The organism is Salinibaculum sp. SYNS191 (genome assembly GCF_037338445.1).
Lineage (GTDB): Archaea > Halobacteriota > Halobacteria > Halobacteriales > Haloarculaceae > Salinibaculum > Salinibaculum marinum.
The window spans coordinates 1,248,647-1,271,842 of record NZ_CP147838.1; the positions used below are offsets into that span (position 1 = coordinate 1,248,647).

Below are 23,196 nucleotides of genomic sequence, written 5' to 3' on the forward strand. Positions count from 1 at the left end.
AAAAGACGATTTTAGATTTGTACGACTGTTAATATTTCTATATGGGCTCAAATATCCCTTATTTGTTCTCAAAAAACCCCCTTCTATTTGTTTTACGTGTTTTTCTCACCTTAAAATCCGCTATTTCAGAGTATATTGGGTTTTACGTACTTGTATTTGTTTTCTGCTTCGGAGATTGCCAATTCGAACATCGGTGACGGCCTGCGTGGACGCACATCGGTCGAACACTGGAGGGGGAAAACGAGGCAGCGTCCGGTTCGGGTTACGTCGTCGTACCTAGCCCGGTAGTAGAGAGCAAATATTTTTGTCTATTCGAGACCCGGTTACTGGTACCAATGTTCGACGAGGACAATCTCGACGAGATACGCAAATCCCGCGAGGAGTGGGAGGCGGAGACGCTGGAGCCGTTTCTCGAACGGGGCGAGCGCAAGGACCGCTTTGCGACCGTCTCGAACCACGAGGTCGACCGGCTGTACACCCCCGAGGACATCGCCGACGTCGACTTCGAGGACGACCTCGGGTTCCCCGGCGAGGAACCGTACACGCGGGGTCCCTATCCGACGATGTACCGGGGGCGGACGTGGACGATGCGCCAGTTCGCCGGGTTCGGAACGGCCGAGGAGACCAACGAGCGTTTCCACTATCTCATCGACGAGGGCCAGACCGGGCTCTCGACGGCCTTCGACATGCCCAGCCTGATGGGCATCGACTCCGACAACCCGATGAGCGACGGGGAGATCGGCAAGGAGGGCGTCGCCGTCGACACGCTGCGCGACATGGAGATTCTGTTCGACGGCATCGACATCGGCGACGTGTCGACGTCGTTCACCATCAACCCGAGCGCGGCGGTCATCTACGCGATGTACGTCGCACTGGCCGACCGGCAGGGCGTCCCGCGCGAGGACATCCGGGGGACCCTCCAGAACGACATGCTCAAGGAGTTCATCGCACAGAAGGAGTGGGTGCTCCCACCCGAGGCGTCGCTCGACGTGGTGACCGACACCATCGAGTTCGCCATCGAGGAGACGCCGAAGTTCCACCCGGTCTCTATCTCCGGCTATCACATCCGCGAGGCAGGGTCGACGGCGGCCCAGGAGGCCGCGTTCACGCTGGCCGACGGGTTCGCCTACGTCGAGGACTGTCTGGAGCGGGGTCTCGACATCGACGAGTTCGGCCCGCAACTGTCCTTCTTCTTCAATTCGCACAATTCGATTTTCGAGGAAATCGCCAAGTTCCGGGCCTCGCGCCGCGTCTACGCCCGTATCATGGACGAGTGGTACGACGCCGAGAACCCGGAGTCAAAGCGGATGAAGTTCCACACCCAGACGGCGGGGCAGTCACTCACCGCCCAGCAACCGCTCAACAACATCGTCCGCGTCACCATCCAGGCGCTCGCCGGCGTCCTCGGCGGGACGCAAAGTCTCCACACCAACAGCTACGACGAGGCGCTGGCACTCCCCAGCGAGGAGGCGGTCCGCGTCGCGTTGCGCACCCAGCAGATAATCGCCGAGGAGTCGGGCGCGGCGGACATCGTCGACCCGATGGGAGGCTCCTTCGCCATCGAGAAACTGACCAACGAGATGGAAGAGGAGATCATGGCCTACATCGGCGAAATCCGTGAGATGGGCGACGGCTCCGTCCGCGACGGCGTCCTCCACGGCATCGAGGACGGCTACTTCGACCGCGAGATTCAGGACGCCTCCTACGAGTACCAGCAGCGCGTCGAGGCGGGCGAGGAAGTCGTCGTCGGCGTCAACGAGTACACCATCGAGGAGGAGACCGACCCCGAACTCCTCCACGTCAGCGACGAGGTCTCCGAGACACAACTGAACCGGCTGGAAGAGGTCAAGGCTGAGCGCAACGACGACGAGGTACAGGAGCGACTCGACGCCCTCTCCGCGGCCGTCGAGAACGAGGAGAACGTGATGCCGCCGATCATCGACGCGGTCAAGGCCTACGCCACGATGGAGGAGATCATGAAGGTGCTCGAAGACCACCACGGGGCCTACAAGAGCAGTCTCCTGACAGCCTAGCGGGCGCTTCTTTTCCCGGGTCTTGCGGCGGCCGGTCGCACCGTCTAGGGCGAACTAGACGCCAGGACGGGAGGAATTATTATATACCGAGATAGCAAAGCGTGAACCGCCGCGAACAGAGCGGCCGAGGCCGGCCACCACGAGCCTCGTCGAACCCCCACCCAACCAGAGCCCGGTTCAAACGTGTCGTTCGAGTTCCGGTGGTAGACACTCTCCCCCTCGAACCGGGTACGGTGACATGTAACGACGAACCGACCGCCCGCTTCGCGGTCGGTTCACCCGCGCTGCCGACGAGCGGCGGTGCCGCGCCGGCGCCACACAGTGTGCGATGCACCAGGACTCCGTAATGACAAAGGCGATAGCGGGCGTGGAGACCAGCGTGTACGAACATATCACCTACGCCGTCGACGGCGGCGTCGCGACCCTGACCCTCGACAGACCGGACGTCTACAACGCGTTCACCGAGGCGATGATAGAGGAACTGAACGACGCGCTGGGGCGCACCAGGCGGGACGACGCGGTCTACGCGCTCCTGCTGACGGGCGAAGGCGACGGATTCTGTACCGGTGCCGACGTGTCGACGATGCCCGACTGGTCCGCACAGTCCAAGGCGGAGTACGGGGCCTTCCTGGAGAAGGTCCAGGCCGTCGTCCGACAGCTCCGCTCGCTCGGGAAGCCGAGCGTCGCCGCGGTCAACGGCCCGGCCATCGGGGCCGGCTGTGACTTCGCGCTCGCCTGTGACGTCCGCTACGTCGCGCCCGACGCCTACTTCACCGAGGGGTTCGTCACCGTCGGGCTGGTGCCCGGCGACGGCGGCGCGTGGCTGCTCCCGAAGCTCATCGGCGAGTCGAAGGCCCGCGAGTACCTGCTGACGGGCGAGAAAATCACGCCCGAGGACGCCGAGGACCTGGGACTGGTCAGCGGCGTCGCCGAAGACGTCGTCGGGGCGGCGCGGGAGTTCGCCGAGACGGTGACCGACAAGCCGGCCGTGGCCGTCCAGCGGACGAACCGGCTCGTCGGCGCCGGCACGTCGTTCGCGGACCACTGCGAGCGGGCAATCGACTACCAGTGGGAGTGCGTCAACGACCCCGAGCACGAGGAGGCGGTCGCGGCGATGCAGGAGGGCCGCGACCCCGAGTACGACCGGTAGCGGGGTCGCCTACGCTTCGTCGCCCGGCGAGCCACACGTCAGCACCGGCCGCTCGGCGTTCAGTATCACCGACTGTGAGACGCTCCCGAAGAGCGCCTTGCCGGCCGGCGAGCGTTTCCGTCCGGCGATACATATCAGGTCGACGTCCAGCTGTTCCGCCATGTCGAGTATCGACTGCGCGGGGTCGCCGCTGCCCTCGCGGAGAGTGACGGCGGCACCGGCGTCCTCCAGGATGTCGCGTGCGCGCTTGACCGAATCGACCTGTTTGACGGACGCACCCTCCGGGTTGTCGACGAAGTCGTGGAGCAGATTCGCGTCGAGGTCAGTCGCGTCGAACAGGTCGAGCATCGTTTCCGCCTGGGTCACTGCGCGGTCGACGTTCTGGTCGATTCCGAGTAGGACGTCGGTCATGCGTGTCCGTTCGGCCAGCCGTCTCAAATACGTATCGGCTGTGCAGATGGTCGAAACGCGGGGCGGGTCCGCGCTTCAGGAGACGGCTTCCGCGAGCAGTTCCGTGAGACCGACGATTTCGAGGGCGTCCTCGTAGCCGCCGGTCTTGCGGCCGTCCTCGTACATCGTCATGCACATCGGGCAGGCGACGACGAACTTCTCGACGGCCGCGCCGGCGTCGGTGTCTTCGAGGGCCTCCCGCAGGCGTTCCTCGCTGGGTTTCGATTCCTCCTCGAGGTCCATCCAGAGGCCGCCGCCACCGCCGCCACAGCAGAAACTCTCCGCGCGATTGCGCGGCATCTCGTGCAGGTCACAGCCCGTCGCTCGCACGAGTTCCCGCGGCGCTTCGTACTCGTCGTTGTACCGCCCCAGGTGACACGGGTCGTGGTACGTCACGGTGTGGTCGAGCGAACCGGGCACAGACAACTGGCCAGACTGGACGAGGTCCTCGACGACCTGGGTGTAGTGGTGAACCCCGATTTCACCGTCGGCGTTCCAGTACCCCTCGACCGGCGCTTCCAGCATCGGGTCGTCCGCGAATTCGGCGAAGTCGATGTCGGAGTACTCGTTGGTGATGGTGTTGTAGGAGTGGGGGTCCGTGCAGACGACGTGCTCGAACTCGCACTCCTCGAAGGCGGCGATGAGCTGTGACGCCTGTTCGACGTACAGCAACTCCTCGCCCAGCCGCCGGATGTCGTTGCCGTCGTACACCTCGTCCTCGTAGAGGATGCCGTAGCTGACGTCGGCCGCCTCGAAGACGCGGGCGAGTGACTTCGCAACCTCCTGATTCCGGCCGTCGTAGCTTGGGTAGTCGCCGACGTACCAGAGGAACTCGACTTCCTCCTCTCGCGCGTCGGGAATCTCGAAGTCGAGGTCCCCGGTCCAGTCGGGCCGCGAGCGGGCGCTGTCGCCGAAGGTGTTGCCCTGCTGCATCACGTTCTGGTAGACGTCCTGGACGTTCCCGTCGACGTCGCCCTGTTCGGTGAGCTGGCGGTTCATGTCCGTGAAGTGGGTCAGGTGCTCGATGTCCACCGGACACGCGTCCATACAGGCCATGCAGGCCATACAGGACTCCATCGTCTCCGACGCAATCACCGAGGTACCGCCGTCGGCGATGATGGGCAGCTCCTCCCCGCCGGCGTCCCGCTCCTCCCGGTAGGTCTTCAGATCGAGGATAACCTCCTGGGGGTCGAGCGGCCGACCGGAGGCGTTCGCGGGACAGACCGACGAGCAGCGGCCACACTTCGTGCAGGCGTCCTGGTCGAGCAGTTGCTTCCAGGAGAAGTCGTCGACGTCCTCCAGCGCCGTGTCCGCGGCCGGGTCCAGCGGCACGCCGGGCAATCGCCTGCCGGCGTCGTCGTCGCTGGCCATGACGTTCGCCGCCGAGGCCAGCATGTGGAACGGTTTGCCGTAGGGAATCCACGCGACGAACCAGAACGCGAGCAGTGCGTGGGACCACCAGACGAGCGGATAGGCCGCGGTCGCGGTGCCCTCGGAGATGCCGGCACCCGCCCCGAGCATCGCGAGGAAGTAGCCGACGAAGCTCACCGTCTCGAAGTCGGGGAACCCCTGGCCGAGAATCCGGAGCCCCTCCAGCAGGTAGCCGCCGACGCCCAGAACGAACAGCGTCCAGAGGAAGAGGACGTCCTCGCGCCCGCTGTAGGGCCCCCACAGGCGGTCGAGCGAGATTCCGTGCCGGCGGTAGATTGCGGTCGCGACGCCGACGACGAACAGCAGCCCCATCGCGTCGACGACGAACGAGTACGAGAGGTAGAAGTCGCCGACGAAAAAGGAGTCGCCGGTCAGCGGCCGGTAGATGTCGATGTCGATGGCGAGGATGGTCGTCGCGATGAGCAGCGTCAGAAAGCCCCAGAACACGAAGACGTGCCAGAGACCGGCGTAGAAGTCCCGGTCGAACAGTTTGACGTTCGTGACGAGCGTGACCGCGCCGCCGGTGACGGTCCCCGGCAGGTCGCCGATACGTGGAATCGGCTCCTCGCTGGCACGCTGGTAGCGGCGGATTCGCTGGGCGACCCCCACGACGAAGACCAGCACGGTCAGCGCGGCTAGGAAGTAGAAGACGGCCTTGCCGGTCGTACTGATTTGCCAGTACGTCGGCCGGGTCACCTCTGTCTGGAGTATCGGCAGCACCATGGCGCGTGACTACCCCTCGACGGTCTCGATGAGTTCCGGCACGACGTCGAACAGGTCGTCGACGATGCCGTAGTCGGCGATGTCGAAGATGGGCGCGTCCGGGTCGGTGTTGATGGCGACGATGGTTTCGGCGCCCTTCATGCCGGCGACGTGCTGGACCGCCCCGGAGATGCCGATGGCGATGTAGACGTCCGGCGTGACCACCTTGCCCGACTGCCCGACCTGGCGGTTCTTCGGCAGCCAGCCGTTGTCCACGATCGGCCGGGACGCAGCCAGTGTCGCACCGAGGGCATCCGCCAGGTCCTCGATGAGTGCGATATTCTCCTCCTCGTCGATGCCCCGGCCGACCGAGACGATGAACTCCGCCTCGCCGATGTCGACGTCCCCGCCCGCGACCTCCTCGAAGCCGTTGACGGTCGTCCGGACGGCCCCGTCGTCGATGGACGCGTCGAACGATTCGACGGTCGCGTCGCCGGGTTCCTCGGCCACCGGCCACTCCGCCGGGCGGACGGTCAGGACGGCCCAGTCGTCCTCGACGTCGACGGTCCCCTCGACCTTGCCGCCGTAGAGTTCCCGGGTCACCGTCAGACCGTCGTCGTAGTCGAGACCGACGACGTCGGTCGCGAGCGGGCGGTCGAGACCGGCCGCGACCGCCGGCGCGTAGTCCATCCCGTTGACCGAGTGCGGGACGAGCAGGAAGGCCGCGTCGACGGCCGCCACCAGTTGCTCGACGGCCTGGGTGGAGACGTCGTGGTTGAACTCGTCGCCGTGGGCGACGGTGTGGATGGCGTCGACACCCTCGCGGTCGAGGGCGTCCGCGTATTCGTCGACAGCGCCACCGACGACAGCCACGTGGAGGTCGCCGCCGGTCTGTTCGGCCAGGTCACGGCCCGCCGTGACGAGTTCGAGGCTCACGTCGCGGAGTTCCCCCTGGCGGTGTTCCGCGACGGCGAGGACGTCGCTCATCCGTCGACGACCCCCTTGTCCGCGAGCAGGTCACCCAACTGGTCGGCGGTCTCGCCCGCGTCGCCCTCGAAGACGGTCGCGTCGGACTCCGTCTCCGGTTCGTACACGTCGGTCAGCGTGAGGGCGTCGTCCAGCGCCGCGACGTCGATACCGATATCGTCGGTCGTTCGCACGTCGAGCGGTTTGGACTGGGCCTGGCGGATGCCGCGCAGGCTCGCGTAGCGCGGGTCGTTGATACCCGTCTGGATGGTCAACACCGCGGGGAGGTCGACGTCGGTCAGCTCCTCGACGCCGCCTTCGAGTTCGCGGTGGACGGCCGCCGTCTCGTGGTCGTCGCCCACGTCGAGGTCGTTGACGACCGCCGCCCAGGCGTAGTCCACCTCGCGCGCGAGCGCGACGCCGGTCGCACCGTAGGCGTCGTCGCCGCCCTGGACGCCCGTCAGGACCAGGTCCGGGTCCTCGTCGGCCACGACGGCCGCGAGCAGGGTCGCCTTCGTCGCCGGGTCGAGCACGTCCAGGTCGGCGAGGCTGTCGTCCCACACTCTGATGGCGCGGTCGGCGCCCTTCGCGAGCGCCTGGCGGACCGTCTCCTCGCTGCGCTCGGGCCCGATGGTCGCGACGACGACTTCGACGTCGTCACCGGCCTCGGCGAGCTGGACGGCCTCCTCGACGGCGTAGTCGTCCCACTCGTTGAGTTCGTAGGTGAGATACCGGTCGTCGATGCCGAGTCCGTCGAGTTCGAACTCGTCACCGACGACTGCCACTTCCTTGACTGTGACTAGCACTTTCACATCAATGAGGCCGTGTCCGTTCCGATTAAATATTGCGTTTCCGGGGTTCAGAACCGTCAGCCGGTGGCCGGTTCCGTCGCGACTAGGGGAACCGGTCGTCGAGGTTGAGAGACTGGGGGACGCCTCTGATATCGACCACCTCGCCGGTCACGTACGACGCCGCGGGGCTGACCAGGAACTGGACGAGGTCCGCGATTTCCTCGGGATAGCCGACCTGCCGGTCGACGGTCCCCCTGTCCGGCACGTCGGAGACGTCCCTGTCGAGGACGTGTTCGACGCCGGGCGTGAGGACGACGCCGGGCGCGACGGCGTTGACCCGGATGTCGTCGTCGGCCCACTCGTAGGCGACCGTTCCCGTCAAATGGGAGACGGCCGCCTTCGCCGCGCCGTAGTGGCTCTGGCGCGGCGAGGGAAAGTGCGTGACGAAACTGGAGAGGTTGACGACGGCTCCCCCGCCGCCGGCACGCATCTCCGCGCCGACCGCCTGGAGGCAGTTGACGGTGCCCGTGAGGTTGATGTCCAGAATCGTCTCCCAGCCGTTGGGGCTGATGTCGTCGAACTCGCTGGCGAAGTTCGTCCCGGCGTTGTTGACGAGGACGTCGACGCCGCCGAAGGCCTCGACGGCCGCATCGACGAGCGCGTCGACCGCCTCCCGGTCGCGCACGTCGCACTCGACTGGGTGAATAGCACCGGCGGTATCGTCGGGCAGGTCGTCCGCGACGCTGTCGACGCGCGCCTGCTCCCGCGAGCAGATGACGACGTTCGCGCCGTCGGCGACGAACCGCTCCGCGATTGTGCGGCCGATACCGCTGGACCCGCCGGTGACGACCGCCGTCCGGTCGGCGACGCTGAACTGTGAGGTCGGCATAGCGGCGGGTTGCAGTCCTGTGCTCTTATCTGCACCGGCGGTCGGGAGCGGTTCCGGGCGCGCCTCGACGGAGTCGATTCCGGCCGGGAGACGGTCGCCCGCCTCCGTGTCCCGTGTACTGTGCCGGTCGGCTCAGTCCGACACCGCGCGGATGGCCTCGCCCGCCGCCTCGATGGTCTCCCGGACGTGGTCGTCGGTGAGGCTCGCGTTCAGCAGATTCGCACGCGGGAACTTCGAGACCATCAACACGCCGCGGTCTATCATCTCCCAGCGGTACTCGGTGAAGCGCTCGTCGTCGAGGTCGAGCAGGTCGCGGTACTTCGTGACCGGGCCCTCGCCGAAGTAGGTCGCGAAGATGCCGCCGTACTCCTGGACGAACCCCTCGACTCCGGCGTCTGCCAGGTGGTCGCGGATGGCGTCGGCGAGTCTCGTCCGCACCTCGTCGAAGCGGTCGTGGACGCCGCGTTCCTCCAGTTGCGTGATGGTCTCCACGACCGCTGCCATGCCGGCCGTGTGGGCGTTGTAGGTGCCCGCGAAGTAGACGCTGCCGCCGCGCTCGCCGGGGCCGAACTGGCGCATGTACTCCTCTCTGCCACACAGCAGCGAGACCGGGTACCCGTTCGCGACGGCCTTCGCCATCGTCGTCAGGTCGGGGACGACCCCCTCACGTTCCTGGACGCCGCCCATCCCGTGGCGAAAGCCCGTGATTATCTCGTCGAAGATGAGCAAGGCCCCGTGCTCGTCGGTCAGGTCGCGAAGCCCCTGGAGGTAGCCGTCGACCGGCGGGATACAGCCCATGTCGTGTGCGACCGGTTCGAGGATGACGCCCGCAATCTCGCCCGCGTGTTCCTCGAAGGCCGCCTCGACGGCGTCGAGGTCGTTGTACGGCAGGACGATTGTCTCCTCGGTCGCCTCCGGGAGCAGGCCGGTCGTGATGACGTCGTGCTGGCCGAGGTTCTCCCGCGCGGAGATGTAGTTCAGCGCGACCGGGTCGTACCAGCCGTGGTAGTTGCCCTGGAACTTGATTATCTTCTCGCGGCCGGTCTCCGCGCGGGCGGTGCGAATCGCGTGGGCGACCACCTCGGACCCCGTCGTCCCGAACTGCACCTTGTCGGCACTCGGGACGCGCTCGGCGACGAGTTCGGCCGCGCGGACTTCGAGTTCGCTCGTGCTCATCCCGACGATGTCCCGTCGCTCGCTCGCCGCCGCGACCGCCTCGTCGACGTCCTCGTCGCAGTGCCCGAGGATTATCGGCCCCCACGCGTTGTTGTAGTCGATGTAGCGGTTCCCGCTCATGTCGATTACCTCCGCACCGCTCGCGCGCTCGAAGCAGACCGGGTTCCCGTCCCGGTCCTCCATCATCTGCGTCCGCGACGTCGAGTTGATACCGCCGGGTGTCACACGCTTCGCGCGCTCGATGAGGTCTGCCGACTCCTCGTGCTCTCGCTGGCTGCTCATACGCCAGCAAGGGGTGAATCCGGTATTAACTCTTGGGTCACGTTGACACGCGACGCGGAGACGTCCGCCTAGTCGAAGCGGGCCGTCGCCGTCCCGTCGACGGCCGTCTCGCCGTTTTCCTTCGTGAGTTCCACGGCGAACTCGACCAGCCCACCGCCGTCGCTCTCCGGCGTCGTCGCCTCGACTGTCGCCGTCGCCGTCACCGTCTCGCCTTCGAACACCATCGCGTGGAATCGCGTGTCGAAGCTCTCCAGACGCGAGGGCGCGGCCGCCTCGCGGAGGATGGGGTGGAGCATGTAGGCGAGGTTGGCCGGCCCCTGGTTGAGCAGTCCCGGGTAGCCGAGTTCCTCGGCGCGCCGCGGGTCGTAGTGTGGCGGGTAGGGGTCCTGCAGGAGCGCCGCGATGAGTTTCATGTCCTCGCCGCGGAGGTCTTCGACCGTCGTCACGAGTTCGTCGCCGACGGAGAGGTCGTCGAACCCCATCTCAGGCGTCCTCCATGAGGACCATGTCGGCCGCCAGGTCGTACACCGGGTCGCCGTCGGCCGTCGACACGGCGTACTCGTGGGTGACGATGGTGAGACCGCCGGAGGAGCCCTCCTTCTCCACCACGTCGGTTATCTCTCCCTCGACGCGCAACGTTGTCGCCGTCTCTATCGGCCCGTGGAAGTCGACGCGCAGGCCACCGAGTGCGGCCCCGCTCTTCCAGTCGTCCGTGAGTCGGCTCATCGTCGCCTCGATGCCGCCGGTGGCCTCGAAGACGATGTGCTGGCACATCGAGTGGGGCACGAGCTGGCCCGGCTCGCCTTTCGCCTCGGCGTCCTCGTCGTACCGGAACGCATCCTCGTCCTCGCGGGTCGCGTCGGCCCAGAGGTGCGCCTTCCAGCCCTCGACCTCGAACTCCCCGCCCGGGATTTCCGTTCCCGCTAGCTCGCTGGCTACCATGCTCGGAGCGTCGGGCGTCACCGTCTTAAACGTGTCCGGAAGGGGGACGACCGGACGTACGTCGTGGTGGGCGAGTGGCCGGCGGCCGCCGGGACGGACTTTCGCCACCTGGGGCTGCTCGGGCGGCGTGCGCGTCTAGGTCAACGGGCAGGTCACCTACGCCGGCGGTACGTTGATGACAGCTGGAACAGGAGTCGGTGTATGGGAAACGATAGCAGAGCACTCGCTGTGATGCCGTCGGAACTGGCAACGAAGGAGCGCCAGCGCGACCCGTATCCCTGGTTCAGAGAGATGCGGGCGGAGGGACCGGTCCGCTACGACGAGACGCGCGGGACCTACGACGTCTTCCACTACGACGAGGTGGTCGAGATGACCGTCGAGTACGAGCGCTTCGGCAAGGAGGGGACCTCCTTCCTCGACGGGGCGTGGATGAGCCGCGACCCGCCGATTCACACGGAATTGCGGAGCATGGCGGAGAACTACTTCCGGTCGTCGTACGTCCAGGAGAACTACGGCCCGGCCGTCGAGAAACACGTCGAAGCGCTCGTCGACGACGCCGTCGCCCGCGACGGTTCGTTCGACTTCGTCGAGGAAGTCGCCAAACCGCTCCCGATACTCGTCATCGCCGAGATTCTCGGCGTCCCCGGCGAGAAGATGGACATGTTCCGGGACTGGTCGACGTCGCTCATCGGCGCGCCCTCGGAACCGACCGAGGAGGCCAAACAGGCAGTCCAGGAGCGCATGATGGCTGCCATCGACAGCCTCTACGACTTCTTCCACGACGCCATCGAGCGCCGCGAGGAGACCCCGAAAGACGACCTCATCACGAAGTTCGTCCAGGCGGAGAAAGAGTACGACCGCATCGAGCGCGAGAACACCGTCGCCTGCTGTGGCATGCTGCTCGTCGCCGGCAACGTGACCACGACGGCGTACATGACCAGCGCGCTGTGGACGTTCATCGAGGAGGACACTATCCCGGAGTTGCAGGGGGAGACGATACCCCTCGGGGACGCGCTGGAGGAGGTGCTGCGCTACCGGACGCCGGTGATGCCACAGAAGCGCATCACGCAGCGCGACACCGAACTCGGCGGCGTCGAGATTCCCGAAGGCGAACTCGTCGCTGGCTGGCTCAGTTCGGCCAACCGCGACGAGGACGCCTTCGAACGCCCCGGGCAGTTCGACCCGACCCAGACCTACCACGAGGACCCCATTCCCTTCGGCAAGGGCATCCACTACTGCCTCGGCGCGCCGCTGGCGAACCTGGAGGCGGAGACGCTGTTCGACGAATTGCTGGACAGAATCGAAGGGGCGTCGCTCGCGACCGACGCGATAGAGCCGTACTTCAGCCCGGAGATTTACGGCGCGGCGGAACTGCCGGTGACGCTCCAGACCTGACTACAGACCGAGCGCGAACAGTCGGTTACCGAGGATGAGGAGGAGACAGACACCGAGCAGTCCCGCGACGAGGCTGTAGGCAGGTATCCACCCGCTCGCGTCGGCCACCGTGCCGACCGCGACACTTCCCGACGCGCCCAGGAACATGTAGACCGTCCTGACGAGACCGAAGCCGTAGCCCCGTTCCGACTCGCCGAGCAAGTCCATGAAGCGGGCCTGCAGCGGCCCCGGGAACGAGAGGCCTGTGCCGAGAACGACCGAGCCGACGAGCGCGCCCGCCAGCGACTGGACGGTCAGCAACACCGTGAGGCTGGTGACGAGGAGCACGATGCTCACGACGAGCATGCCGTCTCTGGAAAAGGAATCCGAGAGGCGGCCGGCGACTGGCTGGGCGACCGAGGAGACGCCGAGAACCCCGCCCAGCATCGCACCGGCGACGCCGCGGTCGATGCCGTGATACTCGAAGAGGAAGGTCGGGTAGAACGAGGAGAGTCCCTGGAACGTGAAGATGAACACGACCGCCATCGCAATCGTATAGAGCAGCGCGGGACGGGCGAGCAGCGCCCGGTACTCGCCGAGGTCGATACTGTCCCGGAGTGCGGTTCCGTCGTTGACCGGCGGGACACGGGGGACGACGCGTGCGGTGGTGAGGATGACGACGCCGGTAAACACCGCCGTGAGCGCGAGAACGACGCGCCAGCCGACGTGCTCGGCCGCCAGCCCGCCGACCGCGGGGTAGACGAGCCCTGCGAACGTCCCGAACGCGGCGAGCGTCCCGATTGCGCCGCCGTGGTCGTCGTAGAGGCGGGTGACGAGGACCGAGGCAGGCGGGTAGAACAGCCCCGTCCCGGCCCCGAGAACGAGCAAGAGCAGGGCGAAGAGGGGCAGGGACGGCGCGACGGCGACCAGCACGACGCCCACGGCAGAGCCGGACAGCCCGAGCAACAGCAACTGCCGTTCGCCGTACTGGTCGGCCAGTACCCCGCTGGGGAACTGGAACAGCGCGTAGACGGCCCACATCCCGGTGAGTGCCAGGCCGATGCTCGCCTTCGTCGTCTGGAAGTCGATGAGGATGAACGGCACCAGCGCGCCGATGAGGATGCGAGTGCCGAACTGCGCGAAGTTGCCACTCGCGAGAACGTACAGCGTGCGGCGGCGGCCGTCGTTCTGTTCGTCTCCCACGGGCTAGCCCCACTCCCGGCGAACATAAAAGAGTCGCACGTGCGAGTGGGGCACCGGTGGAGTCGCCGACGCGCGGGTGGAGTCGCCGACGCGCGTCTAGTCGGGGGACACGCACGCCCAGAGCGGCGCGAGACCCATCTAGGAAGTAGATTTATTAACTCACTGTCTCGACGTAGAGTATGTCAGAGACTGACGAGCGTGGCGAGGCTGGCGGCGAGAAACCGTGGATTCCCCACGAGATAGCCGACAGGGAGGGCCAGCTGAACCCGTATCCGTTCTTCGCCGAGATACGCGAGGAGGCACCGTTGCGCTACGACCCGCAGCGGGACACCTACGACATCGTCGGCTACGACGCCGTCGTCGAGTCCATCACCCAACACGAGCGGTTCACCCGCCGGAACACGTCCTACATCAACGGCTCGCTGTTGAGCACCGGCGAGCCGATTCACTCCGAACTCCGCGGGATGGCACAGGACTACTTCCAGCCGGGCTTCCTGAAGGAGCGCTACAGGCCGAAAATCGAGGCCCGCGTCGACGAGTTGCTGGACGGGGCGCTCGCGGGCGACGACCACATCGACTTCGTCGAGGAGTTCGCCAAGCCGCTCCCGATTCTGATCATCGCCGAGTTGCTGAACGTCCCCGCGGAGAGGATGGACACGTTCCGCAAGTGGTCGGCGACGCTGGCGACGGCCCCCGAGGACAACAGCCCCGAGGCGTTCGCAGCACTCGAAAAGAAACAGGGGAAGGCCATGGGAGAACTCCAGGAGCTGTTTCAGGCCGAAATCGACCGCCGGGAGGCGAGTCCGATGGAGGACATCATCATGAACCACATCCGGTCCGAGCGGGAGTCTGACCTCGTCGACCGGAGCAACGTCCTGGCGAACCTCTCGATGCTGCTCATCGCGGGGAACGTCACGACCACGCAGTACCTCGCCAACGCCGTCTGGACGTTCGACGAGGAAGACATCGTCGAGGACCTGCAGACCGGCGAGATACCGCTGATGGACGCACTGGAGGAGGTCCTGCGCTACCGGTCGCCCGTGATGCCGGGCAAGCGCATCGCGACGCAGAACACCGAAATCGCGGGGGTGCGAATCGAGGAGGGACAGCGCATCGTCGGCTGGCTCAGCGCCGCCAACCGCGACCCGGAGGTGTTCGACGACCCCGACGAGTTCCGGCCCGGCCGCACCTACGAGAGAGAGCCGATTCCCTTCGGCAAGGGCATCCACTACTGTCTCGGTGCGCCGCTGGCGAACATGGAGGCGCGGGTGTTCTTCGAGAAGTTCCTGGACCGCGTCGACGGCTGGGAGGTCACTGCTGACGAAATCGACCCCTTCGTCAGCTCCGAGATATACGGCCCGCGGCAGCTACCGATTCGCGTCCGGAGTTGACGCCGCCCCCACCTAGACGGCCCTCCCGGCCCCGAAGTGTTTATGACGCTGTCGAGAGCTATTCGAGCTATGAGTGACCCGGCACGGGAGGCGCTCGACCGCCTCGAAATCCACGAATTGCGAGGCGCGTACAGCCGCGCCATCGATTACGAGAACTACGAGCGCGCCCACGACATCTTCACCGAGGACGCCCTCGTGAAGTACCGCGCCGGCGACAGACACGGCGCGCAGGAGGTCTACGAGTACTGGCGGGACAACGTCGAGTACGAGTTCAGTCTCCACACCGTCCAGATGCCCGAGATAGAACTCGACGGGGACGAAGCCACCGGGAAGTGGTACATGCTCGTCTTCTACGTCGCGCCCGACGGCTCCGAGGGTCACGTCATGGGCTGGTACGAGGACGAGTACCGCCGGGTCGACGGCGAGTGGAAGATTTCGGCGATGGACATGGGCATCGAACACGACACCGCGGGCTATCACGTCTGACCGGCGCTCGATATGACTGACTACAACTTCGACCTCGGCCTGGAGGACACCGAATCGTTCGTCCGGCAGTCGCGCTCGTTCACGCTGGGCGACCAGCTCCGCAAGACCGCCCGGATGCACCCCGACCGCGTCGCCGTCGACGACGGCAGCCTGGCACTGACCTACGCCGAACTCGACGAACGCTCCGACCGCCTCGCCAACGCACTCCGGGACCGCGGTGCCGTACCCGGCGAATCGACCGTGGCCGTGCTCTCGGAGAACCGCGGCGAGACGGTGGTACTGGCCTACGCCTGCGCGAAACTGGGGTGCCTGCTGGCGACGCTGAACTGGCGACTCGAACGCGAGGAACTCGTCCACTGCGCCGACCTCGTGACCCCCGACGTCCTCTTCGTCTCCGAGCGCTTCACCGAGCAGGCCGACTGGGTCGTCGCCGACGGCGAGGCCACGCCGGAGGTCGCCGGCTACGACGGCGACGGTGACGTCTCGCTGGACACCCTCGTCGAGAGCGGGGCGGCGACCGACCCGCTGCCCGACCAGCGCGTCGACCCCGAGCAGGGCTTTGCCGTCCTCAACACCTCGGGGACGACCGGGCTCCCGAAGGGCGTCGTCGTCAGCCACCGCGCGATTCTGAGCCGCGTCGTCCAGATAACCATCGACTACGGCCTCGACCGCGGCGACAACTACCCCGCCTGGGGGCCGATGTTCCACCCGGCGGGCGTCACCTGGATTGGACTCACCGCCGTCCACTGTGGCACCTACTACCCCATCGACGGCTTCGACCCGGAGCGCATCACCGACGTCGTCCGCGACTCCGACCGACCCATCAGCTGGCTCTTTCTCGTCCCGGGCGTCGTCGAACGCCTGGCCGACCACGTCGACGAGCGCGGCCTCGGCCCCGACGACTTCCCCGAGATACGGACGATGGGCGCGCTCCCGGACATGATAGAACCGGAGCGCATCAAGCGCATCACGGAGACCTTCGACGCCCCGTTCCAGAACACCTACGGCGCGGCAGAGGACGGCCACGCGGCCTCGGGGAGCAAGATTCCCGTCGGCGTCGCCCCCGACGAGGAGGTGCTGCGGAAACACGAGACGTCGTTCATCGACGTGACGTTCGTCGACGACCGCTGGGACGAGACCGACGCCGAGGAGGCCGAGATGGCGGTCCGTGGGCCGTCGCTGTGTAGCGGGTACGTCCGCAACGCCGACGCCAACGGGGAGGACTTCCGCGACGGCTGGTTCCGCACCGGCGACGTCTTCCAGCGCCACGACGACGGCACCTACAGCTTCGTCAGCCGCCGGAAGTACCTCATCAAGCCGGGCGGGGAGAACGTCTACCCCGCGGAACTCGAAGAGCTCCTCATCACTCACGACGCCGTCGAGGAGGTCATCGTGGTGCGTGCGGACGACCCCGACTGGGGGGAGGTGCCCCGGGCCGTCGTCGGGGCTACCGACGTCGAGGACCCCGACGCGCTCCGCGCCGAACTGATGGACCTCGTCGAGGCCGACCTGGCACGCTACAAGCTTCCCCACTACATCAAGTTCGTCGACCCCGGGACCTTCGACCGGTCCGCGACGGGGAAGATCGTCCGCGCGGAAATCGAGGAGTGGGACGTCGAGGAGAGCGAGCGCGTCCGGGAGGTGTGAGACCGCAACCGGCCGCCGGGAATCGCCACGACAAACGCTTATTGTTTTTCGGCACAACTCTCCGGTGACTGCTATGGACTTCGGTCTCTCCCAGGAACACGAGATGATGAAGAGTGCGGTCCGAGATATTACAGCAGACTACGACAACGACTACTGGCAGGACGTCCACGAGAAGCGACGCCCGCCGGAGGAGATTTTCGAGGACCTCGCTGCCGGCGGCTGGTTCGGCGCACCCCTGCCCGAGGAGTACGGCGGCCAGGGACTGGACCTGCTGGATACGGTCGTCATCATGGAGGCGCTGTGTGAGGGCCACGCGTGGGAGACGACGTTCCGGTTCACCATGAGCACGGTCTTCGGCGGCATCAGCCTGGTCGAGAACGGGACGGAGGCACAGAAAGAGGAGTACATTCCCGGTATCGCCCACGGCGAGGACGTCTGGGCGCTGGGGATGACCGAACCCGACGCCGGGCTGAACTCCTCGCGCATCTCCACGATGGCCGAGAAGGAGGGCGACGAGTACGTCATCGACGGCCGCAAGCAGTGGATTTCCGGGATGGACTTCGCCGACCACCTCCTGCTCATCGCCCGCACGAAGCCCTTCGACGAGGCCGACTCGAAGTTCGACGGCATCACGATGTTCATCGTCGACCCCGAGGCGGACGGCATCGAGTACAGCGAGATTCCGCTGGACATCTACTACACGGAACCGACCTACGACCTGTTCATCGAAGACTTGCGCGTCGACGAAGACCAGGTGCTCGGCGAGGTCGGGAAGGGGATGTACCAGATGTTCGGCATGCTCAACGTCGAGCGCATCACGGCGGCGCTGTCGGCGTGGGGTGCCGGCAAGGAAGCGCTGGACAAGGCCGTCCAGTACGCCAAGGACCGCGAGGTCTGGTCGGAGCCCATCGGCGCCCACCAGGCGATTCAGCACCCGCTCGCCGAGTCCCACGCCAAGATGGAGTCGGCCCGCACGCAACTCCGCAAGGCTGCCTGGCAGTACGACAACCAGGTCGGCGACGTCGGCGAGGTGTCGAACGTCGCGAACTACCTCGCCTGCAAGGCCGCCTGGGAGGCCTGCGAGGCGTCGATGACGACCCACGGCGGCATGTCCGCCAGCTCCGAGATGGGCATCTCGGCCGCCTGGGGCGTCGCCCGCCACCAGCGCACCGGGCCCGTCTCCGAGGAGATGATTCTCAACCACATCGGCCAGCACTCCCTGGGCCTGCCGCGGTCGTACAACGACTGATACTGTTGGTTATAACTACGTGAAGGATTTCGACACCATTGGGTGGCGGAAATCTTCACGCGCTTATAGCCGACAGTATGAAAAAGCAGCGCCGCAGCGCTATTTTTCCGCCATGTCGAGGCCGGCGAGGTAGCCGTAGGTCAGCGACCGGGCGTTCTGGAGGCCGCTCTGGTAGCCGACGCCCCACTCGACGGGGGCCGTGACCGACCCCGTCGCGTAGAGGCCGTCGATGGGTTCGTCGTTCCAGTCCAGAACCGCGCCCGCGCGGTCGGTGACCAGTCCGGTGTTGCTCATGCTGGAGAGGCCGACGTACAGCCGCACCGCGTAGTACGGGGGGTCGTCGAGCGGCCCCAGGTTCGGGTTGGGCTCGTGGTCCGGGTCGCCACACCAGACGTGAGCCCACTCGTTCTCGCCGCGGCCGAAGTCGGGGTCGGTACCCTCGCGTGCGTGCTCGTTGAACCGGTCGACCGTCGATTCGAGCGCGCCCGTGGGGACGTCGAGCTGGTCGGCCAGCCCGGCGAGGCTGTCGGCCGACCCCGCGAGGAACGACTCGGGGTAGTCGGTCCCGGGCCGGTAGTTCCCGAGCCCGTAGGTCTGGCGGTAGGTCTCGTCGAAGACCATGTAGTGAGGGAACGACTCGTACTCGCCGGTCGGGTCGTAGAACTCGCCCGCCTGTTTCGGGTAGAACGACTCGTCACAGAACCGCTCGCCGTCGCTGTCGATTGCCAGCGCGTGGGGCAACCCGACGTTGTAGCAGTAGCGATACAGCGGCGCCCCGAGGAACTCCCGGTCGGGCACCTCGATGAAAAATCCCTTCGCGCCGCCGACCGGCGGGTAGACGCCGAGTTTCGCGCCCTCCAGTGCGGCCATGCGCAGGCCGTCGCCGGTCGCAGTCGGCATCGCGGCCGACACCACGTCGTCGGCGGGCGTGCCCTCGAAGTTCTCGACCATCGCCTCGTTCCAGTCGTACGCGCCGGTGTTCAGGAGGACGCCCTCGCGCGCCAGGACGCGCTCTGGGCCGTCGTCGCCGTCGACTTCGACGCCGACGACCGCGTCGCCCTCGGTCAGCAGGCCGGTGACGCCGGCGTCGGTCCGCACGTCGACGTCGTGTGCATCGGCCGCCCGGAGGAAGTAGCCGATGAGCGCGGTGCCCATCGTGACGACGCCGTCCGCGCGGCGCTGCTGTATCGTGTCCCAGTCCCACGAACCCGGCGTGAGCGCGCCGCCCCACGCCAGAATCTCTGTCGTCGTCACGCCGCCGGGCAGGTGCGGCGAATCGGGGAGGTCCGCCCAGTCCGGTACCGCCGCGCTGTCGAGCGGTTCCGGTTCGAGATAACGCCCGCCGGCTTTGGCTCCCGCCGCGTCCGTGTGATAGTCCGGGATGCCCTCGATGATCTGGACGTCGAGGTCGGCCACGTCGTCGAAGTACGTGATGGCCTCGCTGGCGTGCTCGGCGAACCAGCGTGCTGCCCCGGGGTTCTCGTAGAACGACCCCGCGAGGTCGCCGAGGTAGGCGACGGCCTGCTCGACGGAGTCGTCGATGCCGCGGGCCTGCATCAGGTGGTTCGCCGGCACCCACAGTTGCGCCCCTGAGAGCCCGCTAGACCCACCTAGCACGGGTGCCTTCTCCAGCACGGTAACCGAGCAGTTTCCTTCGACGGCAGCAGTCACCGCACAGGCCATACCACCGACGCCAGACCCGACGACCACGACGTCCCGCTCGGCGTCTCCGTCGGCCGTCATTGCGCCTCGAGATGCTCGCGGACCGGAACCGTGTTCTCCGCGGCGCGCGCGATGGGGTCTGCGACGTGTTCCGGGTCGATGCCCGGCGCTTCGTGGTTCGGCCGGTCGAAGACCTCGGCGACGGCGTCGACGAGCGCCGCCTCGTCGGTGGGGTCCAGCCCCCGCAGTTCGTATTCGAGCGTCTCGATGATGCCGGGTGCTGTGGCAGTCGGCTGGGGCCGGACGTACATGTCGCCGGAGATCGTGATGTCGTGAATCAGGCCGTCGTCGTCGCGCACGAGGCTGATGTTGATGAGTTTGCGCGCCTTGTAGGCGGCCTCGCCGAACTCGAAGTCGGGGTCGACGTTGTGACACATCCGCGTCGAGGAGACGCGGTTTATCCAGGTGTCCGTCTCGAAGTAGGGTGCGAGGCGTTCGATGAACGCCGCCTCCTCGTCCGACCACTCCGCCTGCGTGACCTCGGCGTCCTCGCCGATCGTCGCCGCGACGTTCTCCGCCACGAGTTCGTCGATGATGGCCTCACGGGTCGTCTCGACGCCGAGTTCGTCGAGTACCTCCGAGAGCGGTTGCATCCGCCCGGTGAGCGTGTCGGTGTCCTTGTCCTCGAACTTCTCCGGCGGCACGCTCAGCGCCTCGTCGAGAATCCGCCCCTCGGGCGGGAAGTCCCAGATGACCGAGTCCGTCGACACCCAGAGGTCGGAGTGGTGGTAGGTCGCGGCCGACCCGGCCATGACCTTCACCTTCATGTCGTCTTTGACGATTTCCACGTCACCGATGGAGTCGTACTCGGCTTCGAGTCCGACCGTCTCCAGCGCGTCGACGTTGGCGTAGCCGCTCCGGTCGGCCTCGGTGACGATGTCCGTGTCCTCGGCGCGGTAGTAGAGCATGTAGTTCGGAAAATCCGGCGTGTGGACGGCCGTTCCGCCGGCGAACGCGTAGCGCCGGCCCACGGCGAACCCCTCCTCGCGCGCCAGGTCGACGTCTAGGCGGGCGGCGTCCTCGTACGTCCCGAGGTCTAGGCAGGGAGTGTCCGCGTCCCAGTGCATCACGACGACGGTCGGTTCGAACGTGCCGTCGTACATCTGCTTTGCCATCAGTTCGTCCATGGCGGCCCAGTACCCGACAGTCTCCCCGGAAACGTCGATACGTCGTACCATAACGGCTAGACACTTTCGTGGTTCGACATTAAACCTTCTGCCAGGCCGTTCCCGTCACTCACTCCTCGTAGAGCACGACCTCCTCGCAGGGGATGTTTATCTGGGGAGATTCCATCGTGAAGTTCGGCCCGTCTTCGAGCATTCGCTGTCCGGCGTCGGACTCGAAGGCCTCCTGCATCGCCTGCGGCGACTCGAAGTAGAGTTCCGCGACACCGTCCCACTCCACCTCCTCCGGTTGTAGCGGCTCACCGAGCGTGTACTTCTGGAGTCCCGGAAGCTCCTCGACGATTTCCGCGTGGTCGTTTTTCCAGTACTCCAGTACCTCCTCGTGGGACATGTCCTCGACGCCTTTCGCCAGGTAGACAACTTTCATGGTCCAATCGTCACATCATCTGACAGCTTCTTAAATGTGTGGTATGTGTTCACTGCGCATAGTTATATGTGTCAGCGGGTCGTCCAGTCACACGGAGAGTTAACACATGGACGTTGGACTCGGCACGTTTACGGCTGATAGGCACCCCGACGACGACAGGTCACACAGCGAGTTGTATCAGGAATCGCTCGACCTCGCACAGGTCGCGGAGGACAACAACTTCGACTGCGTCTGGGTATCGGAACACCACTTCACCGACGGCGGGTACAATCCGTCCGTAACCAGTTTCCTCGCTGCGCTCGCCGCAGCGACCGACGACATCGAAATCGGGAGCAACGTCGCGCTCGGACCGATGTACAAGCAACCGGTGCGACTCGCCGAAGACCTGGCCGTCGTCGACAACATCGCCGACGGCAGACTGACCTTCGGCGTCGCCAACGGGTATCGCGTCGAGGAGTTCGACGTGATGGACGTGCCACTGGAGGAACGGCCGCTCCGACTACACCACCTGGTTCAGATTCTCCGCAAAGCCTGGCGGGACGAACCGCTCGTCCACGACGGCCACGACCGACTCGACGAGTCCTGGGAGTTCGACGGTGTCGACGTGACGCCCAAGCCCGAACAGGACGGCGGCCCCGACATCGTCCTCGGCGGGTTCGCCGAACCCGCGGTCGAGCGGGCCGCCCGCATCGGCGACGGCTACTCCGTCGGCGCGCTGACCGGCCTGGAGATGGCCGAAAACTGCACCGACGTCTACTGGAACGCCGTCGACGAGGCCGACAAACCCCGCGACGACCAGCAACTCGTGCTCTGGAACTGCGGCTTCCTCCACGACCGCAAAGACCCCGAGGAGGTCGTCGGCAAGCACTGGCAGCAGTTCAAAGACCAGTACGGCGACTGGTACTACGAGGCCGGCCAGATCGACGACCCGCGGGCGCTGCACGACGCCTACGACGCCAACGCGATGTTCTACTCCGACCCCGACGAGATGGCCGAAAAGATCAACGAGTACAAGGACATCTTCGGCGAGGACATGCACTTCATCTACCAGGCTGCCTTCCCGAGCCTCGACTACGAGGACTTCAAGTACTCCATCGAACTGTTCGGGCAAGAGGTCGTCCCGCAGATTACCTGAGTGCTGCCCTCACTGCCCGGCTATTCGCTCCAGTTCGGGGACCAGTTCCTCGGGCACCGGCACTGGCGCTTCGGTCTCCGTATCGATGTAGACGACCGTCAGTTCGCCCTCGAAAACGGGGTCGCCGTCGACAGTCCCCGTAAACGCGTGCGTCACGGACGTCTCTCCGATGGTCGGGGTCAGCGCGATGGTCAGGTCGTCGTCGACGCGAATCGCGCCCAGGTAGTCGATGTCGATGTGCCGCGCCGGCGGCACGACGGGGCCAGTTTCGAAGCGTTCGTTCGGAAAGCCGACGCCGCCCCGGAACTCACCGAGGGTCTTGATGACGTAGTCGATGACGACCGGGGTGTAGATGCGACCGGAGTAGTCGGTGTCGCCGGCGTAAATCGTCCAGGTGCTCTCGTAGGGCATCTGTCGGAGGGAGACGACCGCGGTGCAAAGGGATTGTGTTCCGGTGTGCTGTCGCCCCGCTGGTCCGCCCTGTCGCTCCACCGCGTCGGCCCCGGGACACCTAGGCGACCCCGTAGGCCACCACTAGGCCAAAATCGGCGTTTCAGCGGCGCTGCCGTGCCAATCCACCCGAAAGTATAACAATTGTTCACATCCATCTCTGTCCGAGGCGCTCA

Annotated in this window: 21 protein-coding genes; 8 read left to right on the forward strand and 13 right to left on the reverse strand. The window is 66.1% G+C overall.

Translation table 11 applies throughout. From position 1 onward, the window contains the following. The first annotated feature begins 335 nt into the window (after positions 1 to 335). Together WDJ57_RS06755 and WDJ57_RS06760 are read left to right on the forward strand one after the other, a co-directional pair. The gene (locus tag WDJ57_RS06755; RefSeq protein ID WP_338905012.1) at positions 336 to 2,033 is read left to right on the forward strand and encodes a methylmalonyl-CoA mutase family protein; all 1,698 of its coding nucleotides are present in this window, start codon (positions 336 to 338) and stop codon (positions 2,031 to 2,033) included. A 346-nt stretch (positions 2,034 to 2,379) separates the two neighbouring features. Next, a complete protein-coding gene (locus WDJ57_RS06760) occupies positions 2,380 to 3,183 on the forward strand; it encodes an enoyl-CoA hydratase/isomerase family protein (RefSeq protein ID WP_338905013.1) in 804 nt (267 codons plus the stop codon). A gap of 9 nt (positions 3,184 to 3,192) precedes the next feature. On the opposite strand, the gene WDJ57_RS06765 is transcribed toward WDJ57_RS06760, so the two are convergent. From WDJ57_RS06765 to WDJ57_RS06800, 8 genes are all read right to left on the reverse strand, one after another. After that, positions 3,193 to 3,594: a universal stress protein gene (locus WDJ57_RS06765; protein ID WP_338905014.1), complete on the reverse strand. Its 402-nt coding sequence runs from the start codon at positions 3,592 to 3,594 to the stop codon at positions 3,193 to 3,195. A 75-nt stretch (positions 3,595 to 3,669) separates the two neighbouring features. Then, complete coding sequence (locus WDJ57_RS06770) at positions 3,670 to 5,787, reverse strand: (Fe-S)-binding protein (RefSeq protein WP_338905016.1); 2,118 nt, start codon at positions 5,785 to 5,787, stop codon at positions 3,670 to 3,672. A gap of 9 nt (positions 5,788 to 5,796) precedes the next feature. Further along, positions 5,797 to 6,753, reverse strand: coding sequence for an electron transfer flavoprotein subunit alpha/FixB family protein (locus tag WDJ57_RS06775; RefSeq protein ID WP_338905018.1), 957 nt, complete (start codon positions 6,751 to 6,753; stop codon positions 5,797 to 5,799). After that, the gene (locus WDJ57_RS06780) at positions 6,750 to 7,544 is read right to left on the reverse strand and encodes an electron transfer flavoprotein subunit beta/FixA family protein (protein ID WP_338905020.1); all 795 of its coding nucleotides are present in this window, start codon (positions 7,542 to 7,544) and stop codon (positions 6,750 to 6,752) included. Before WDJ57_RS06780 ends, WDJ57_RS06775 begins: the two co-directional genes overlap by 4 nt. 82 nt (positions 7,545 to 7,626) lie before the next feature. Further along, entirely contained in the window at positions 7,627 to 8,412 is a 786-nt protein-coding gene (locus WDJ57_RS06785; RefSeq protein ID WP_338905022.1) for an SDR family NAD(P)-dependent oxidoreductase, read from the reverse strand. Between the two features lie 132 nt (positions 8,413 to 8,544). Continuing rightward, positions 8,545 to 9,870: an aspartate aminotransferase family protein gene (locus WDJ57_RS06790; protein ID WP_338905024.1), complete on the reverse strand. Its 1,326-nt coding sequence runs from the start codon at positions 9,868 to 9,870 to the stop codon at positions 8,545 to 8,547. A gap of 68 nt (positions 9,871 to 9,938) precedes the next feature. Continuing rightward, entirely contained in the window at positions 9,939 to 10,352 is a 414-nt protein-coding gene (locus WDJ57_RS06795) for a MaoC family dehydratase (RefSeq protein ID WP_338905026.1), read from the reverse strand. Between the two features lies 1 nt (position 10,353). Further along, positions 10,354 to 10,812, reverse strand: a complete 459-nt coding sequence (locus tag WDJ57_RS06800; RefSeq protein ID WP_338905028.1) for a MaoC family dehydratase — start codon at positions 10,810 to 10,812, stop codon at positions 10,354 to 10,356. A 201-nt stretch (positions 10,813 to 11,013) separates the two neighbouring features. On the opposite strand from WDJ57_RS06800, the gene WDJ57_RS06805 reads away from it, so the two are divergent. Beyond that, positions 11,014 to 12,207, forward strand: coding sequence for a cytochrome P450 (locus tag WDJ57_RS06805; RefSeq protein ID WP_338905030.1), 1,194 nt, complete (start codon positions 11,014 to 11,016; stop codon positions 12,205 to 12,207). Here WDJ57_RS06805 and WDJ57_RS06810 read toward each other — a convergent pair whose 3' ends face one another. Continuing rightward, positions 12,208 to 13,389 (reverse strand): MFS transporter, encoded by a 1,182-nt coding sequence (locus WDJ57_RS06810; RefSeq protein WP_338905032.1) that lies wholly within the window; start codon positions 13,387 to 13,389, stop codon positions 12,208 to 12,210. Positions 13,390 to 13,568: 179 nt separating this feature from the next. On the opposite strand from WDJ57_RS06810, the gene WDJ57_RS06815 reads away from it, so the two are divergent. The 4 genes from WDJ57_RS06815 to WDJ57_RS06830 all read left to right on the forward strand — a co-directional run bounded on the left by WDJ57_RS06815 (position 13,569) and on the right by WDJ57_RS06830 (position 18,162). Next, a complete protein-coding gene (locus tag WDJ57_RS06815; RefSeq protein WP_338905034.1) occupies positions 13,569 to 14,780 on the forward strand; it encodes a cytochrome P450 in 1,212 nt (403 codons plus the stop codon). 69 nt (positions 14,781 to 14,849) lie between these two features. Further along, positions 14,850 to 15,266, forward strand: a complete 417-nt coding sequence (locus WDJ57_RS06820; RefSeq protein WP_338905036.1) for a nuclear transport factor 2 family protein — start codon at positions 14,850 to 14,852, stop codon at positions 15,264 to 15,266. A 12-nt stretch (positions 15,267 to 15,278) separates the two neighbouring features. Then, entirely contained in the window at positions 15,279 to 16,913 is a 1,635-nt protein-coding gene (locus tag WDJ57_RS06825; RefSeq protein WP_338905037.1) for a class I adenylate-forming enzyme family protein, read from the forward strand. A gap of 73 nt (positions 16,914 to 16,986) precedes the next feature. Next, complete coding sequence (locus WDJ57_RS06830; RefSeq protein ID WP_338905038.1) at positions 16,987 to 18,162, forward strand: acyl-CoA dehydrogenase family protein; 1,176 nt, start codon at positions 16,987 to 16,989, stop codon at positions 18,160 to 18,162. Positions 18,163 to 18,261: 99 nt separating this feature from the next. On the opposite strand, the gene WDJ57_RS06835 is transcribed toward WDJ57_RS06830, so the two are convergent. The 3 genes from WDJ57_RS06835 to WDJ57_RS06845 are packed head-to-tail and all read right to left on the reverse strand — an operon-like array spanning position 18,262 to position 21,435. Continuing rightward, complete coding sequence (locus tag WDJ57_RS06835) at positions 18,262 to 19,905, reverse strand: FAD-dependent oxidoreductase (protein ID WP_338905039.1); 1,644 nt, start codon at positions 19,903 to 19,905, stop codon at positions 18,262 to 18,264. After that, positions 19,902 to 21,062 (reverse strand): lipoate--protein ligase family protein, encoded by a 1,161-nt coding sequence (locus WDJ57_RS06840; protein ID WP_338905040.1) that lies wholly within the window; start codon positions 21,060 to 21,062, stop codon positions 19,902 to 19,904. The genes WDJ57_RS06835 and WDJ57_RS06840 overlap by 4 nt, the downstream gene beginning before the upstream one ends. Before the next feature lie 58 nt (positions 21,063 to 21,120). After that, positions 21,121 to 21,435 carry an EthD family reductase gene (locus tag WDJ57_RS06845; RefSeq protein WP_338905042.1) on the reverse strand — a complete coding sequence of 105 codons (315 nt, stop codon included), beginning with the start codon at positions 21,433 to 21,435 and terminating at the stop codon, positions 21,121 to 21,123. A 106-nt stretch (positions 21,436 to 21,541) separates the two neighbouring features. Between WDJ57_RS06845 and WDJ57_RS06850 the strand changes: the two genes are divergently transcribed. Next, positions 21,542 to 22,570 carry an LLM class flavin-dependent oxidoreductase gene (locus tag WDJ57_RS06850; RefSeq protein WP_338905043.1) on the forward strand — a complete coding sequence of 343 codons (1,029 nt, stop codon included), beginning with the start codon at positions 21,542 to 21,544 and terminating at the stop codon, positions 22,568 to 22,570. Positions 22,571 to 22,579: 9 nt separating this feature from the next. On the opposite strand, the gene WDJ57_RS06855 is transcribed toward WDJ57_RS06850, so the two are convergent. Further along, positions 22,580 to 22,981, reverse strand: coding sequence for an acyl-CoA thioesterase (locus WDJ57_RS06855; RefSeq protein WP_338905044.1), 402 nt, complete (start codon positions 22,979 to 22,981; stop codon positions 22,580 to 22,582). Positions 22,982 to 23,196 lie beyond the last annotated feature (215 nt).